15 protein-coding genes are annotated in these 15,033 nt (G+C 59.9%); 13 read left to right on the top strand and 2 right to left on the bottom strand.

What is annotated here, in order from left to right; translation table 11 throughout:
- The first annotated feature begins 3 nt into the window (after window positions 1–3).
- Entirely contained in the window at window positions 4–471 is a 468-nt protein-coding gene (locus tag BXA01_RS11575) for a CreA family protein (protein WP_041477794.1), read from the top strand.
- Window positions 472–655: 184 nt separating this feature from the next.
- Here BXA01_RS11575 and rpsT read toward each other — a convergent pair whose 3' ends face one another.
- Entirely contained in the window at window positions 656–928 is a 273-nt protein-coding gene (rpsT, locus tag BXA01_RS11570; RefSeq protein WP_003228351.1) for a 30S ribosomal protein S20, read from the bottom strand.
- Window positions 929–1,180: 252 nt separating this feature from the next.
- Here rpsT and murJ point away from each other — a divergent pair, with 252 nt between their 5' ends.
- From murJ to ispH, 6 genes are all read left to right on the top strand, one after another.
- Window positions 1,181–2,719: a murein biosynthesis integral membrane protein MurJ gene (gene murJ, locus BXA01_RS11560; protein ID WP_076564162.1), complete on the top strand. Its 1,539-nt coding sequence runs from the start codon at window positions 1,181–1,183 to the stop codon at window positions 2,717–2,719.
- 129 nt (window positions 2,720–2,848) lie between these two features.
- Window positions 2,849–3,787, top strand: coding sequence for a bifunctional riboflavin kinase/FAD synthetase (ribF, locus tag BXA01_RS11555; protein WP_076564161.1), 939 nt, complete (start codon window positions 2,849–2,851; stop codon window positions 3,785–3,787).
- A 13-nt stretch (window positions 3,788–3,800) separates the two neighbouring features.
- The gene (gene ileS, locus BXA01_RS11550; RefSeq protein ID WP_076564160.1) at window positions 3,801–6,632 is read left to right on the top strand and encodes an isoleucine--tRNA ligase; all 2,832 of its coding nucleotides are present in this window, start codon (window positions 3,801–3,803) and stop codon (window positions 6,630–6,632) included.
- Entirely contained in the window at window positions 6,625–7,137 is a 513-nt protein-coding gene (gene lspA, locus BXA01_RS11545) for a signal peptidase II (RefSeq protein WP_041477796.1), read from the top strand. The genes ileS and lspA overlap by 8 nt, the downstream gene beginning before the upstream one ends.
- Window positions 7,130–7,582 (top strand): FKBP-type peptidyl-prolyl cis-trans isomerase, encoded by a 453-nt coding sequence (fkpB, locus tag BXA01_RS11540; RefSeq protein ID WP_016773128.1) that lies wholly within the window; start codon window positions 7,130–7,132, stop codon window positions 7,580–7,582. Before lspA ends, fkpB begins: the two co-directional genes overlap by 8 nt.
- 205 nt (window positions 7,583–7,787) lie before the next feature.
- Window positions 7,788–8,732, top strand: a complete 945-nt coding sequence (gene ispH, locus BXA01_RS11535; RefSeq protein WP_016773129.1) for a 4-hydroxy-3-methylbut-2-enyl diphosphate reductase — start codon at window positions 7,788–7,790, stop codon at window positions 8,730–8,732.
- On the opposite strand, the gene BXA01_RS11530 is transcribed toward ispH, so the two are convergent.
- On the bottom strand, window positions 8,689–9,258 hold the full coding sequence (locus BXA01_RS11530) for a GspH/FimT family pseudopilin (RefSeq protein WP_076564159.1): 570 nt from the start codon (window positions 9,256–9,258) through the stop codon (window positions 8,689–8,691). The two genes, ispH and BXA01_RS11530, sit on opposite strands and share 44 nt — an antisense overlap.
- A 130-nt stretch (window positions 9,259–9,388) precedes the next feature.
- Between BXA01_RS11530 and BXA01_RS11525 the strand changes: the two genes are divergently transcribed.
- Genes BXA01_RS11525 through BXA01_RS11500 form a run of 6 tightly spaced genes read left to right on the top strand, consistent with a single transcriptional unit; the run spans window position 9,389 to window position 15,001 of the window.
- Window positions 9,389–9,862: a GspH/FimT family pseudopilin gene (locus tag BXA01_RS11525; protein ID WP_041477800.1), complete on the top strand. Its 474-nt coding sequence runs from the start codon at window positions 9,389–9,391 to the stop codon at window positions 9,860–9,862.
- Window positions 9,859–10,308 (top strand): type IV pilus modification protein PilV, encoded by a 450-nt coding sequence (pilV, locus tag BXA01_RS11520; protein WP_071173641.1) that lies wholly within the window; start codon window positions 9,859–9,861, stop codon window positions 10,306–10,308. The genes BXA01_RS11525 and pilV overlap by 4 nt, the downstream gene beginning before the upstream one ends.
- Window positions 10,305–11,018 carry a PilW family protein gene (locus BXA01_RS11515; protein WP_076564158.1) on the top strand — a complete coding sequence of 238 codons (714 nt, stop codon included), beginning with the start codon at window positions 10,305–10,307 and terminating at the stop codon, window positions 11,016–11,018. Before pilV ends, BXA01_RS11515 begins: the two co-directional genes overlap by 4 nt.
- Window positions 11,019–11,028: 10 nt before the next feature.
- On the top strand, window positions 11,029–11,508 hold the full coding sequence (locus BXA01_RS11510; RefSeq protein ID WP_041477802.1) for a pilus assembly PilX family protein: 480 nt from the start codon (window positions 11,029–11,031) through the stop codon (window positions 11,506–11,508).
- A complete protein-coding gene (locus BXA01_RS11505) occupies window positions 11,495–14,584 on the top strand; it encodes a pilus assembly protein (RefSeq protein ID WP_076564157.1) in 3,090 nt (1,029 codons plus the stop codon). Before BXA01_RS11510 ends, BXA01_RS11505 begins: the two co-directional genes overlap by 14 nt.
- 15 nt (window positions 14,585–14,599) lie before the next feature.
- Window positions 14,600–15,001, top strand: a complete 402-nt coding sequence (locus BXA01_RS11500) for a type IV pilin protein (RefSeq protein WP_076564156.1) — start codon at window positions 14,600–14,602, stop codon at window positions 14,999–15,001.
- Window positions 15,002–15,033 lie beyond the last annotated feature (32 nt).

The following is a 15,033-nucleotide window of genomic DNA, read 5'->3' as shown; positions in this document are numbered from 1 at the left end:
TCGATGCGTGTAGCGAAAGGATTGTTGGGCCTGCTGATGGCCATGCCATTGCTGGTCTCGGCCGAGGAAATCGGTCAGGTGTCGACGGTGTTCAAGTTTGTCGGGCCGAATGACCGGATTGTGGTCGAAGCGTTCGACGATCCGAAAGTCGAAGGTGTGACCTGCTACCTGTCGCGCGCCAAGACTGGCGGAGTGAAGGGTGGTCTGGGTCTGGCCGAGGATCGCGCAGAGGCCTCGATCGCATGCCGTCAGGTCGGGCCGATCAAGTTCAAGGGTGAGCTGAAGGATGGCGATGAGGTGTTCAAGGAGCGCACTTCGCTGGTGTTCAAGACCATGCAGGTGGTGCGTTTCCTCGACAAGAAGCGCAACACGCTGGTGTACCTGGTCTACAGCGATCGCTTGATCGAGGGTAGTCCGCAGAATGCGGTGACTGCCATCCCGATCCTGCCGTGGGTGCCCGTCCAGCAATAAGCGTCATCCATCCGAACTGTGGGAGCGAGCCTGCTCGCGAAGAGGTCATGTCGGTCGATAGAAATATCAACTGGCAGATCGCATTCGCGAGCGGGCTCGCTCCCACACTTTTTTGCCTGTAGCTTGTTAAATCACAGGCAATAAAAAACCGACCCTGAGGTCGGTTTTTTAATGACTACGTCGATTAAGCGGCTTCTTTCAGCGCTTTGACGTGGCCATTCAGACGGCTCTTATGACGAGCAGCCTTGTTCTTGTGGATGATGCCTTTATCGGCCATACGGTCGATAACTGGCACAGCCAGAACGTATGCAGCTTGAGCTTTTTCAGCGTCTTTTGCGTCGATGGCCTTAACTACATTCTTGATGTAGGTACGAACCATGGAACGCAGGCTGGCGTTGTGGCTGCGACGCTTCTCAGCCTGTTTTGCACGTTTTTTGGCGGAAGGTGAGTTGGCCACCGTCGAGCTCCTCGAAAGACTTTTTAGGAAATAGCAAACAAAATAGGCCGCGAATCATGCCGATGAAGACTTGTCTTGTCAAGGGCACTTGAATCGTTCCGCTAAGTGGTAGGTATAAAGAGGCGGGATATTTATTTCCGGCGCTTGACCTGTAAACTCGCGAGCTTTGGCTCTGTGCTGTTGCGGCGCGGAGTATCGCACAAGTAGGCGCATTGTTCGCCTGCTGTTTATCGACAGGCACAAACTCTCTCAATGAATCTGCTCAAATCGTTGGCCGCCGTCAGCTCTATCACGATGCTTTCCCGGATTCTGGGTTTTGTTCGTGACACGCTGATCGCGCGGACATTCGGCGCCGGGATGGCCACGGATGCCTTCTTTATTGCGTTCAAACTGCCCAACCTGCTGCGGCGCATTTTCGCCGAGGGGGCGTTTTCCCAGGCGTTCGTGCCGATCCTTGCCGAATATAAAAGCCAGCAGGGCGAAGAGGCGACGCGCACCTTTATTGCCTATGTGTCGGGCCTGCTGACGCTGGTGTTGGCGGTGGTGACGGCGCTGGGCATGATCGCCGCCCCTTGGGTGATCTGGGCCACAGCGCCCGGTTTTACCGATACCCCGGAGAAATTCCAGCTCACCTCCGATCTGTTGCGGGTGACCTTTCCTTATATATTGCTGATCTCGCTGTCGTCGCTGGCCGGCGCGATTCTGAATACCTGGAACCGCTTCTCGGTGCCGGCCTTCGTACCGACTCTGCTCAACGTCAGCATGATCGTGTTTTCGCTGTTCCTCACGCCGTATTTCGATCCGCCGGTCATGGCGCTGGGGTGGGCGGTGTTGGTCGGCGGTCTGGCGCAGTTGCTGTATCAGCTGCCGCACCTGAAAAAGATCGGCATGCTCGTGCTGCCACGCCTGAACCTGCGCGACAGCGGCGTGTGGCGGGTAATGAAGCAGATGCTGCCAGCGATTCTCGGTGTGTCGGTCAGCCAGATTTCATTGATCATCAACACCATCTTCGCCTCGTTTCTGGTCGCAGGTTCAGTGTCGTGGATGTATTACGCCGACCGTTTGATGGAATTGCCGTCGGGCGTATTGGGCGTGGCGCTCGGCACGATTCTGCTGCCGACACTGGCCAAGACCTACGCCAGCAAGGATCGCCACGAGTATTCGCGGATCCTCGATTGGGGGCTGCGCCTGTGCTTTGTGCTGGTGCTGCCGTGCGCATTGGCGCTGGGGATTCTTGCTGAACCGCTGACTGTTTCATTGTTTCAGTACGGCCAGTTCAGTGGCTTTGATGCCGACATGACCCAGCGTGCGCTGATTGCCTATTCGGTCGGCCTGCTCGGGATTATCGTGATCAAAGTGCTGGCGCCGGGCTTTTATGCGCAACAGAACATTCGCACCCCGGTGAAAATCGCGATTTTCACGCTGGTCTGTACCCAGTTGTTCAACCTGGCGTTGATCGGCCCACTGGCCCATGCCGGCCTTGCCTTGGCGATCAGTGCCGGTGCTTGCCTGAACGCCGGGCTGCTGTTCTATCAACTGCGCAAGCAAAAGATGTATCAACCGCAACCGGGCTGGGGCAAATTCGGCTTCAAGCTGGTCGTTGCAGTGACCGTGATGTCGGCGGTGTTGCTGGCCGGCATGCATTTCATGCCCGCCTGGGATGAGGGGCATATGCTCGAGCGCTTCCTGCGCCTGGGCGCACTGGTGGTGGCCGGTGTGGTGGCGTATTTCGGTATGTTGCTGCTGCTGGGTTTCCGCCTGCGCGACTTCAATCGCAAAGCCTTGAGCTGAGGTTTCAGTCTTTATCGACAGGCACGGGCCGGCGGTTTTGTCGGCTCGTTCACTTTGCGTTACGGTGTTGCCTGTCGTCGGCCGTCGGGTGTGGTTATAATCGACCACTTTATGAGCAAGAAGCGCGTTATGCAGCTGGTTCGAGGCCTCCACAACTTGCGCCCCCAGCATCGGGGCTGCGTCGCCACTATTGGCAACTTTGACGGTGTTCACCGTGGTCACCAGGCTATCCTGGCCCGGCTGCGTGAGCGTGCGCTCGAGTTGGGCGTACCCAGCTGCGTGGTGATTTTCGAGCCGCAGCCGCGGGAGTTCTTTGCCCCCGACACCGCACCGGCACGTCTGGCGCGGTTGCGCGACAAGCTGCAATTGCTGGCCGCTGAAGGCGTCGACCGGGTGTTGTGCCTGGCTTTCAACCAGCGGCTGAGCAAGCTCAGCGCCAGTGAGTTCGTCGATACCATTCTGGTCGATGGCCTTGGCGTGCAGCATCTGGAGGTCGGTGACGATTTCCGTTTCGGTTGCGACCGCCTCGGCGATTTCGATTTCCTCATGCAGGCCGGGCAGGTTCACGGTTTCACCGTCGAAGCGGCGCAAACCGTCGAGCTGGACGGCATTCGCGTCAGCAGCACGCAGGTGCGCAACGCCTTGGCTGCGGCGGATTTTGCCTTGGCAGAACGCTTGCTCGGCCGTCCGTACCGCATCGCCGGTCGCGTGCTGCATGGGCAGAAACTGGCCCGGCAACTGGGCACACCCACTGCCAACATTCAACTCAAGCGTCGTCGCGTGCCGTTCACCGGGGTCTATCTGGTGAATGTCGACATCGACTGCAAGACCTGGCCCGGCGTCGCCAATATCGGCGTGCGCCCCACGGTGCAAGGAGATGGCAAAGCCCACCTCGAGGTCCATCTGTTAGATTTTGCCGGCGATCTGTATGACCGGCGTTTGACGGTGGTTTTCCACCAAAAGCTGCGTGAAGAGCAGCGCTTCGCCTCTCTGGAGGCATTGAAAACGGCGATCAATGCGGATGTCGCCACCGCCCGTGCACTAGCCGCACCTAGCGCCCATCGCTAATGAAGAGCCTTAAATGACCGACTATAAAGCCACGCTAAACCTTCCGGACACCGCCTTCCCAATGAAGGCCGGCCTGCCACAGCGCGAACCGCAGATCCTGCAGCGCTGGGACAGTATTGGCCTGTACGGAAAGTTGCGCGAGATTGGCAAGGATCGTCCGAAGTTCGTCCTGCACGACGGCCCTCCGTACGCCAACGGCACGATCCACATCGGTCACGCACTGAACAAGATTCTCAAGGACATGATCATCCGCTCGAAAACCCTGTCGGGTTTCGACGCGCCGTACGTCCCGGGCTGGGACTGCCACGGCCTGCCGATCGAGCACAAGGTGGAAGTGACCCACGGCAAGAACCTCGGCGCGGATAAGACCCGCGAGCTGTGCCGTGCCTACGCCACCGAGCAGATCGAAGGGCAGAAGTCCGAGTTCATCCGTCTCGGCGTGCTGGGCGACTTCGCCAACCCGTACAAGACCATGGATTTCAAGAACGAGGCCGGTGAAATCCGCGCCCTCGCCGAAATCGTCAAGGGTGGTTTTGTCTTCAAGGGCCTCAAGCCAGTGAACTGGTGCTTCGATTGCGGTTCGGCTCTGGCTGAAGCGGAAGTCGAGTACGAGAACAAGAAGTCCTCGACCATCGACGTTGCGTTCCCGATCGCCGACGAAGCCAAACTGGCTGCGGCGTTCGGTCTGGCCTCGCTGAGCAAACCTGCTGCGATCGTGATCTGGACCACCACCCCGTGGACCATCCCGGCCAACCAGGCGCTGAACGTGCACCCGGAATTCAACTATGCCCTGGTCGATATCGGCGACAAGCTGCTGGTGCTGGCTGAAGAGCTGGTCGAAGCCTGCCTGGCGCGCTATGGCGTGGAAGGTTCGGTCGTCGCCACCACCACCGGTAAAGAGCTGGAGCTGATCAACTTCCGTCACCCGTTCTACGATCGTCTGTCGCCGGTGTACCTGGCTGACTACGTTGAACTGGGCGCTGGCACCGGCGTGGTTCACTCCGCCCCGGCCTACGGCGTGGACGACTTCGTGACCTGCAAGAAATACGGCATGGTCAACGACGACATCCTCAACCCGGTACAGAGCAACGGCGTGTACGTGCCGTCGCTGGAATTCTTCGGCGGCCAGTTCATCTGGAAGGCCAACCCGGCCATCGTCGAAAAACTGACTGAAGTCGGTGCGCTGATGCACACCACCGTCATCGAACACAGCTACATGCACTGCTGGCGCCACAAGACCCCGCTGATCTACCGCGCTACTGCGCAGTGGTTCATCGGCATGGACAAGGAGCCAACCAGCGGCGACACCCTGCGCGTGCGCTCGCTCAAAGCCATCGAAGACACCAAGTTCGTTCCGGCCTGGGGCCAGGCGCGTCTGCACTCGATGATCGCCAATCGTCCGGACTGGTGCATCTCGCGTCAGCGCAACTGGGGCGTGCCGATCCCGTTCTTCCTCAACAAGGAAAGCGGCGAGCTGCACCCGCGTACCGTCGAGCTGATGGAAGAAGTCGCCAAACGCGTTGAAGTCGAAGGCATCGAAGCCTGGTTCAAACTCGACGCCGCCGAACTGCTTGGCGATGAAGCGCCGCAGTACGACAAGATCAGCGACACCCTCGACGTCTGGTTCGACTCGGGCACCACGCACTGGCACGTCCTGCGCGGTTCGCACCCGATGGGCCACGAGAGCGGCCCGCGTGCCGACCTGTACCTGGAAGGTTCCGACCAGCACCGTGGCTGGTTCCACTCCTCGTTGCTGACCGGTTGCGCCATCGACAACCACGCGCCGTACCGCGAACTGCTGACGCACGGCTTCACCGTCGACGAGTCCGGCCGCAAGATGTCCAAATCGCTGGGCAACGTGATCGCGCCGCAGAAGGTCAACGACACCCTGGGCGCCGACATCATGCGTCTGTGGGTCGCTTCGACCGACTACTCCGGCGAAATGGCGGTGTCCGAGCAGATTCTGCAGCGCAGCGCCGATGCCTATCGTCGTATCCGTAACACCGCGCGCTTCCTGCTTTCCAACCTGACCGGTTTCAACCCGGCCACCGACCTGCTGCCGGCCGAAGACATGCTGGCGCTGGATCGCTGGGCGGTGGATCGCACGCTGCTGCTGCAACGCGAGTTGCAAGAGCACTACGGCGAATACCGTTTCTGGAACGTCTACTCGAAGATCCACAACTTCTGCGTGCAGGAGCTGGGTGGTTTCTACCTCGACATCATCAAGGACCGCCAGTACACCACCGGCGCCGACAGCAAGGCCCGGCGCTCGTGCCAGACCGCGCTGTTCCACATCTCTGAAGCGCTGGTGCGCTGGATCGCGCCGATCCTCGCCTTCACTGCTGACGAACTGTGGCAATACCTGCCGGGCGAGCGTAACGAGTCGGTCATGCTCAACACCTGGTACGAAGGCCTCACCGAGCTGCCGGAAGGCTTCGAGCTGGGTCGCGCCTACTGGGATCGCATCATGGAAGTGAAGGTTGCGGTCAACAAAGAGATGGAAATCCAGCGTGCGGCGAAAGCCGTCGGTGGCAACCTGCAGGCCGAAGTGACGCTGTTTGCCGAAGAGGCGCTGAGCGCCGATCTGGCCAAGCTGAGCAATGAGCTGCGCTTCGTCCTGATCACCTCGACTGCCAGCGTTGCACCATTCGTGCAGGCTCCGGCCGATGCAGTGGCCACCGAAGTCAGCGGTCTGAAACTGAAGATCGTCAAATCGGCGTTCCCGAAATGCGCACGTTGCTGGCATTGCCGCGAAGACGTCGGCGTGAACCCGGAGCATCCGGAAATCTGCGGTCGTTGCGTCGACAACATCAGCGGTGCTGGCGAGGTTCGTCACTATGCCTGATGCCATTGGCCGTTTCGGACGGCTGAGCTGGCTGTGGTTGAGCCTGCTGGTCCTGGTCATTGACCAGGCCAGCAAGTTCTACTTCGAAGCCAAGCTCGAAATGTTCCAGCAGATCGTGATCATTCCCGATCTGTTCAGCTGGACGCTGGCCTACAACACTGGCGCTGCTTTCAGCTTCCTCGCCGACAGCTCCGGCTGGCAGCGCTGGCTGTTTGCCCTGATCGCCATTGTCGTCAGTGCCGTGCTGGTGGTCTGGCTCAAGCGCCTGGGCCGCAACGATACCTGGCTGGCCGTCGCCCTGGCGCTGGTGCTGGGGGGCGCGCTGGGCAACCTGTATGACCGCGTTGCCCTGGGCCATGTGATCGACTTCATCCTGGTGCACTGGCAGAACCGCTGGTATTTCCCGGCGTTCAACATTGCCGACAGCGCGATCACCGTTGGCGCGATCATGCTGGCACTGGACATGTTCAAATCGAAGAAAACCGAAGAGGCCGCTCATGACTGAACCGCTATCGACTGAGCAACGCATCGGCCAGAACACCGAAGTCACCCTGCACTTTGCCTTGCGCCTGGAAAACGGTGACACCGTCGACAGTACCTTCGACAAGGCCCCGGCGACGTTCAAGGTCGGCGATGGCAACCTGCTGCCGGGCTTCGAAGCCGCACTGTTCGGCTTCAAGGCCGGCGACAAGCGCACCCTGACCGTCGAGCCGGAAAACGCTTTTGGTCAGCCGAACCCGCAGAACGTGCAGACCATCCCGCGTTCGCAGTTCACCGACATGGAGTTGTCGCCGGGTCTGCTGGTGATCTTCAATGATGCGGCCAATACTGAATTGCCAGGTGTGGTGAAGGAATTCGATGACACGCAAGTGACCGTCGACTTCAACCACCCGCTGGCGGGCAAGACGCTGACCTTTGACGTGGAAATCATTTCCGTCAAAGCGATCTAAAAATGCAGGAGTGAGCTTCTGTGGCGAGGGGATTTATCCCCGCTGGGGTGCGAAGCGCCCCAGACCAGTCAACGGATTCTGAGATAAGTCCGTTGACGGTCTACGACTGCTAAGCAGCCGAGCGGGGATGAATCCCCTCGCCACAACAAGCAGGTCTCCACAGTCTGTTTTCCATTGTTTTCGCGCGCAAGACACGAGGCACAGCATGCAAATCAAACTCGCCAACCCCCGTGGCTTCTGCGCCGGTGTGGACCGGGCGATCGAAATCGTCAACCGCGCCCTGGAAGTCTTCGGGCCGCCGATCTATGTGCGTCACGAAGTGGTGCACAACAAGTTCGTCGTCGAAGACCTGCGCAGCCGTGGCGCGATTTTCGTCGAAGAGCTCGATCAGGTACCCGATGACGTCATTGTCATCTTCAGCGCCCACGGTGTTTCCCAAGCCGTGCGCAACGAAGCTGCAGGTCGTGGCCTGAAAGTCTTCGATGCAACCTGCCCGCTGGTGACCAAGGTGCACATCGAGGTCGCCAAATACAGCCGCGACGGTCGCGAGTGCATCCTGATCGGCCACGCCGGTCACCCGGAAGTCGAAGGCACCATGGGTCAGTACGACGCCAGCAATGGCGGCGCGATCTACCTCGTCGAAGACGAGAAGGACGTGGCCGCATTGCAGGTGCGCGATCCGGAAAGACTCGCTTTCGTCACCCAGACAACCTTGTCGATGGACGACACCAGCCGTGTGATTGATGCCCTGCGCACGCGCTTCCCGGCCATCGGTGGCCCGCGCAAGGACGACATCTGCTACGCCACACAAAACCGCCAGGACGCCGTCAAGCAACTGGCCGACGAGTGCGACGTGGTGCTGGTGGTCGGCAGCCCGAACAGTTCCAACTCCAACCGTCTGCGTGAACTGGCTGAGCGTATGGCGACTCCGGCCTACCTGATCGACGGTGCCGAGGACCTGCAACAGAGCTGGTTCGATGGCGTCGAGCGCATTGGCATTACCGCTGGCGCCTCGGCACCGGAAGTGCTGGTCCGGGGCGTGATTCAGCAACTGCAGGCCTGGGGCGCGACCGGTGCCGATGAGCTGGCTGGCCGTGAGGAGAACATCACGTTCTCGATGCCGAAAGAGCTGCGCGTCCGTTCGATCTGACGCTTCTGCTTTTGTCGCACAGCGCCTGTTCGGTCTCCTGACTGCTCAGGCGCACGCGACCGGTCGCCGCCAGCACGATCTGCCGCTGGCTGACCGGTTCGCGCGGCGAGCAGATGTGTATTGTCCCCGCCTGAAATCGCCGCCCCGGCATCAGTGGCTGCCCCAGATGACTGAACCGCACATAGCGGCTCACCCACCAGTTGCCGACAATCGGCACTTTCGCCTCACTGGCGCGTTCAACCAGCAGCGGATTGCTGCTGTCCTCCGGCCCCTTGCCGCTTCTATCCAGAATGATCCGCCAACCCTGACTCCAGTCACTGCCGATGCCATGGATCACCACGCTCTGATTGTGCGTGATGGCCAGTGTGCGAGCGTGGCGGATGCCTTCGAGCAGCGACTGCGCCGCGTGGTCGCGTTGAGTCGCTTGCTTGAGCGCGGCGAACGCCGGGCTGACCAGCAGCAGAACAATTGCGCCAATCGCCAGTCCCATAAGCAGTTCAATCAGGCTGAAACCGTGTTGCGGCATGAAAAATCCCTCCGTGGAATGGTATGAGCAGCGCAATCCGTGCGCCGCGCAGGGCAAATCAGTCGGCGCGTGCCGAGCGAATGTTCTAGCGTGTAAAAGCAGGTATAGCCGACGGCAACGGAGGGCACCGATGGATCTTCGTACAAAAGGTTTCACGCTGGTCGAGTTGCTGGTCGCCATTGCGGTGTTCCTGATACTGATCACGCTGGCGGTGCCGGCCTTTACCCGTACGATCCAGAGCAGCAAGGCGGATACCGAAGTCGGCGACTTGCAGCGGGCAATCAATTTCGCTCGCCTCGAGGCAATCAATCGCGGCGTGACCACGCGTCTGCGTCCGACCGCCGGCGGCAGTGTATGGACCGGTGAGCTGGCGGTCTACGACAGTACTGGCAATCCGGCCAATGTGTTGCGGGTTGTTCCAGCAATGAGCAGTGGCGCGACTCTGACGCTACCCTCAGGAGTGACCGCACTGGATTTCAACAACCTCGGCGGTCTGGCGGCACCGTCGACGGCGGTGGTCATCGGTTACACGCTGGGCACGCAAAGCAGGACGCTGAACGTGTGTTTGAACGGACGTATTCAACTGGGTGGAAATTGCGGATGAGGGCAGGGAGCAAAAACGCACAGGAGGGCATGACGCTGATCGAAGTGCTGGTCGCGCTGCTGATTCTCACCGTAGGGCTGTTGGGCGCAGCGGCGGTGCAGCTCAATGCGCTGAAGTACACCGACAGTTCGCGGATGACCAGTCAGGCCAGCTTCATCGCCTATGACATGATGGATCGCATCCGCGCCAATTCCGGCGCCAACTACACCGTTACGCCACCGACCTCGGGCAATCTCAGTAATGCGCGGGACCAGGATCTCTACGATTTCACCACCAATATCGCCAACTTCGGCGGTCCGACCGCGACGGGCAGCATCACCCTCAACCAGCGGGTCTACACCATCACCATTACCTGGAGCGACGCGCGCGCGGCCAACGCTGCCAGTGCCCAGCGCAGTTTCGTCCTGAGCAGCCGTGCGGCGGTCGATCCGGTGGCCACACCATGAAGCACACCAGCCGTGGTTTCGGCCTGATCGAGTTGCTGATTGCCCTGGCTTTGGGGTTGATCGTCGTACTCGGTGTGGTGCAGATTTTCATCGCCGCAAAAAACACCTACGTCAGCCAGAACAGCGCCGCAGCGATGCAGGAAGATGCGCGCTTCGTCCTCAGCAAAATGATTCAGGAAATCCGCATGGTCGGCATGTTCGGCTGCCTCGGCACCATCGTCGACTCCAGCTCAGCAGGGGATTTCAACACTGCGCAACTCATCCCGATCAGCTGGGATAACGCCAATCTCAAGCTGACCATGGTCACCGCCGATGTCGGCAGCGGCGGGGGAACGCCGACCTGGACGGTGATTTCCGACTGTCGCAACAGCGCGGTCGCCTACAGCGGATTGCGCAGCCCGACCATGGGGCAGATCGCGTTCCCGATCCGGCGCCTGATCTACAGCTTCAGCAATAACCAGATCCTCATGGGCACTGGCAGCGGCAATCCGGCGCAGCAAGTGCTGGTGAACAATGTCAGCGCCTTCAACGTCACCTTCGGCCTGGCCAGCTCGGCAACCGACGTCGCAGCCTCAACCTACAGCAGCAACCCTGGCGATCCCGCGCGCATCCGCAGCGTGCGCCTGAGCCTGACCCTCACCGACCCGAACAATCGGGTGCGCAATCAAACCTTCAACGTGGTTGCGGCATTGCGCAACCGCTTGCCATGAGGGGGCGGCGATGAGGATTTCCTTGCAACAACGTCAGGCCCAGCGCGGCATGGTCCTGTTGGTGAGCCTGGTGTTTCTGCTGTTGCTCACATTGATCGGTTTGTCCTCGATGCAGAGCGCCAACCTGCAAGAGAAAATGGCCGGCAGCGTAAGCCTGCGCAATCAATCGTTTCAGGCTGCGGAAGCGGCGTTGCGTATCGGCGAAAGTGCGGTGCAGCTGGACAGTTACTCGTTGGCGGTGTGCAGCGGCACGAACCAATGTCTGCCGCCGGCGGAGTCGTCAGTGGTCAGCTCGGCCGGCTTCAATTCGACCTCCGGGGTAACCTGGATCGCCGCCGGTAATGGCTTTTATGGCGTGCAGAACATCGGCACGACTCTGACGGCGGTGAACGTGCCGAGTAACACTTCGGCGACGTTGTATCGAGTCACTGCGGTCGGCATCGCCGGCAATTCGCGTAGCGTGGTGGAGAGTGTCTATGCGAAGTATTGAGCGCGGCGTGTCGCTGCTGATCGGCATGCTCCTGAGTTGTTACCTGGCGGCACCGGCCTGGGCTTTCACGCCTTCCGATTCGCCATTGCTGAGCGCGGCTGCGGTGGCGCCAAACGTGATGCTGCTGATCGACGACTCCGGCAGTATGAACAGCATCATCTACGCCGCCGGATTCGACCCGAACGTCAACCGCACTCCCGCCCGGCAGTGCAATGCCTTCCTCGGATTGTGCTCTGCACTCAACGCGCCGCAGATTACCGGCGACACGGTGTTTCTATCGAGCCTGCCGACTTCCGGGTGCTCGGGAGGCGCCTATGCGTTCTACAACAACAGCGTGGCGCCGTTGTGCCTAAAACTGCCCGACCCCGTAGGAAACGAGAACACTCGGTATTCCGCCGATTACATTTCCTACATAGTCAGCCTCGCCAACAGCAACGGCACCCGCGACTTCACCACGGGGGCGATTCCCAACGATTACCGGATGAACGTGGCGCGCAACGTTTCCACCGCACTGGTGAGCAGCAACCGCACCTTGCGCATGGGCCTGTCGACATTCAATCCGGCCACCAGCAGCAACCCGGGCAACGGCGGTTTCATCGCCCGCTCGATCACCGATTTGTCACCCGTCGCGGGCAGCGTCACCCAGGCCCAGGCAGACACCAACTACAACGCGCTGATTTCATCGATCAACGGCTTGAACGCCGTGGCCAACACGCCATTGGCCGAGAGCTACTACGAAGTCACGCGCTACATGCGTGGCTTGGCGCCTTACTACAACGGCACACCGGCGACCTATACCAGTCCGATTCAATACCGCTGCCAGAAAAACTACGGCGTGGTGATTACCGATGGCTTGCCGACCTATGACCGTTCCTTCCCGACCAACGATCCGCTGGGAGGCAGTCGCTTACCGAACTGGGATGGCGTGAATAACGATGGCGACAACCTCAACGGTGACGGTGAAGGTGACACTCTGTATCTGGATGACATTGCCAAATTCGCCTTCGACATCGACATGCGCTCGACCGGCACCGACGCAGCCGGCAAGAGCTGGAACGCGGTGGATTTTCCCCGGCAGAACATGAACACCTATACCGTGGGTTTCGCTGCGGATAACGACATGTTGTCCGACGCCGCCAGTTACGGGCAGGGCAGGTATTACCAGGCGACCGACAGCTCCGGGCTCAATGCGGCGTTATCGTCGGCATTGAGCGATATCACTTCCAAGGCCGGCTCCGGTGGTGCCGGTGTTGCCAGCAGCAGCACGTTGACCAGTGGCAGCAGTTTCTACCAGACCACTTACGATCCCAAGGATTGGCGCGGCACGATCAGGTCGTTCGGCTTTACCTCGACCGGCACGGTGAATACCTCGGCGGCGCAATGGTCGACCGACACCACCATCGTGCCCTCTGCCACAGCGCCGACTTTCCAGTCATGGAACACCTTGAGCAACACGCCCATTGCTCTGGCATTCGGCAGCTTTTCCCCAGCCCAGCAGAACACGCTGAATCAGGGCTTGCCCGCCGGAATCAACGGCAATGATCTGGTGGAGTGGAGCAAAGGGACCAACAGGGCCGGGCTCAAAGTTCGCAGTGCGCTGTTGGGCGACATCATTAATTCGCCGCTGGTGCTCGCCTCGCCTTCGGACAAGACCGCATCCGATCTGACGGGTGACAGCAGTTACACCAACTATCTGACGACCAAGGCTGCGAACATGAACACCAGTCTGGTGGTGAACGCCAACGACGGTTTCGTCAACGTGATCAATTCGGCGAACGGCACCCGCCGTTATGCCTATATGCCCTCCAGCGTGCTGCCTTCCCTGCGACTGATCGCGGACACCAACTACGTCAACGGCGTCAGCCACAAATTTCTGGTGGATGGTCAGGTCGGCGTGTTCGATGCGCAGGCCGGTACCACCTGGAAAACCCTGGCCATTGGCGGAACGGGGGCCGGCGGCAAAACCTTCTATGGGCTGCAACTGTTCGATGCCTCGGCAGGCAACGTGATCAAGGCACTGTGGGAAGTCAGTGCGCCGGCTACGGCGAATGCGTCGAATGCTTTCAATGATCTGGGTTACGCCTACGCGCGTCCGGAAGTGGCACGCTTGGCCAATGGTCGCTGGGCGACATTCATCGCCAATGGTTACGGCAGCAATTCGGGGGTTGCGGCTTTGTATGTACTGGATGCAATGGATGGTTCGCTGATCAGGAAAATCGTCATCGACAGCACGGAAACCACTAACGGTCTGTCTTCGGTAAAACTCAGGGTCAATTCCTCGAACGTGGTGCAGGCTGCCTACGCTGGTGACCTGAAGGGGCGTATGTGGAAATTCGACTTGAGCGCACCCGGGGCAGAAAGCTGGGGCGTGGCGTTTGCCGGCAAACCTCTGTTCACCGCCCCGGGTGGGGCAACGCAGCCGATCACTGCGCAACCGCTGCTGGCGGACAACCCACAGGGCGGCAAGCAGGTGTTCTTTGGCACCGGCAAGTTCAACGAAACCGCCGACAAGACCAACAAGGATCTGCAGGCGTTCTATTCAATCTGGGATGCAGAAGGTGGGGCCGGACAAATCACCGTCAGCAGCTTGCAGGCGCAGGCGATTACCGGTTCGTTCTCCGGCAGTACCGGGCAGTTCCTGACCACTAGCCAGAATGAAACCACTTACCCGGCAGAAAAGGGCTGGTATCTGCCGCTGGTGTATAACAACGTGCTGACCGGCGAGCGCGTGATCAACCAGGCCAGCATTGTGTTGGGACGAGTTGTTTTCACTACTGCCAGCGTTGATACCACTGACCCTTGTTCGAGCTTTGGTACGGGCAGGTTGGTCGAACTGGATGCGTTCAACGGTAAGATGCTCAACTACGCCGTGATCGACACCACGGGTGACCGTTTGGTCGACAGCAATGACACGATATCCAGTGGCGTGGTATTCACCGGTGGCATTCCGACCCTTAACGTCATTTCCCGAGATGCCAAGACCAAGCTCGTGAGCGACACCAGTGGTGCCATCACCACCGTTGTAGAAAAAGGTGGCGGCGGCAGCCGTCGTATCATGTGGCGACAAATCCAGTAAGCGAGAATTTGAGGCATGCGCAGAACCAGCCGAGGTTTTACCCTGATCGAGATCATGATCGTCATCGCGATTATCGGGATCATCCTCACCATCAGTATCCCCAGCTACAACGAATACGTGAAGAAGGGCCGTCGCGCCGAAGTGGTCTCGCTGCTCTCGGAGCAGGCGCAGACCCTCGAACGCTTCTACACCCGCAACAATGTCTACACCGGCGTCACCGGGCTGAGCTCGGGCAATGATTTCTACACTATCATCCCGACGCTGACCGACCAGACCTTTGTGCTCACCGCTGTGCGTAAAACCGGCTCGGCCATGGCCACCGACAAATGCGGGGATTTCACCCTGACCAACACTGGCGTGCGAAGCATGAACAACGCGACCACCGGAGTGACCGCCAAGGATTGCTGGGGCCGCTGACGCATTTTTTTTCGGGCGCCTTTTGCGCCCAC

It is taken from the genome of Pseudomonas sp. B10 (assembly GCF_900156235.1).
Classification (GTDB): domain Bacteria; phylum Pseudomonadota; class Gammaproteobacteria; order Pseudomonadales; family Pseudomonadaceae; genus Aquipseudomonas; species Aquipseudomonas siliginis.
The sequence above is the reverse complement of the archived record's forward strand: the minus strand, read 5'-3'. Positions and strand labels throughout refer to the sequence as shown.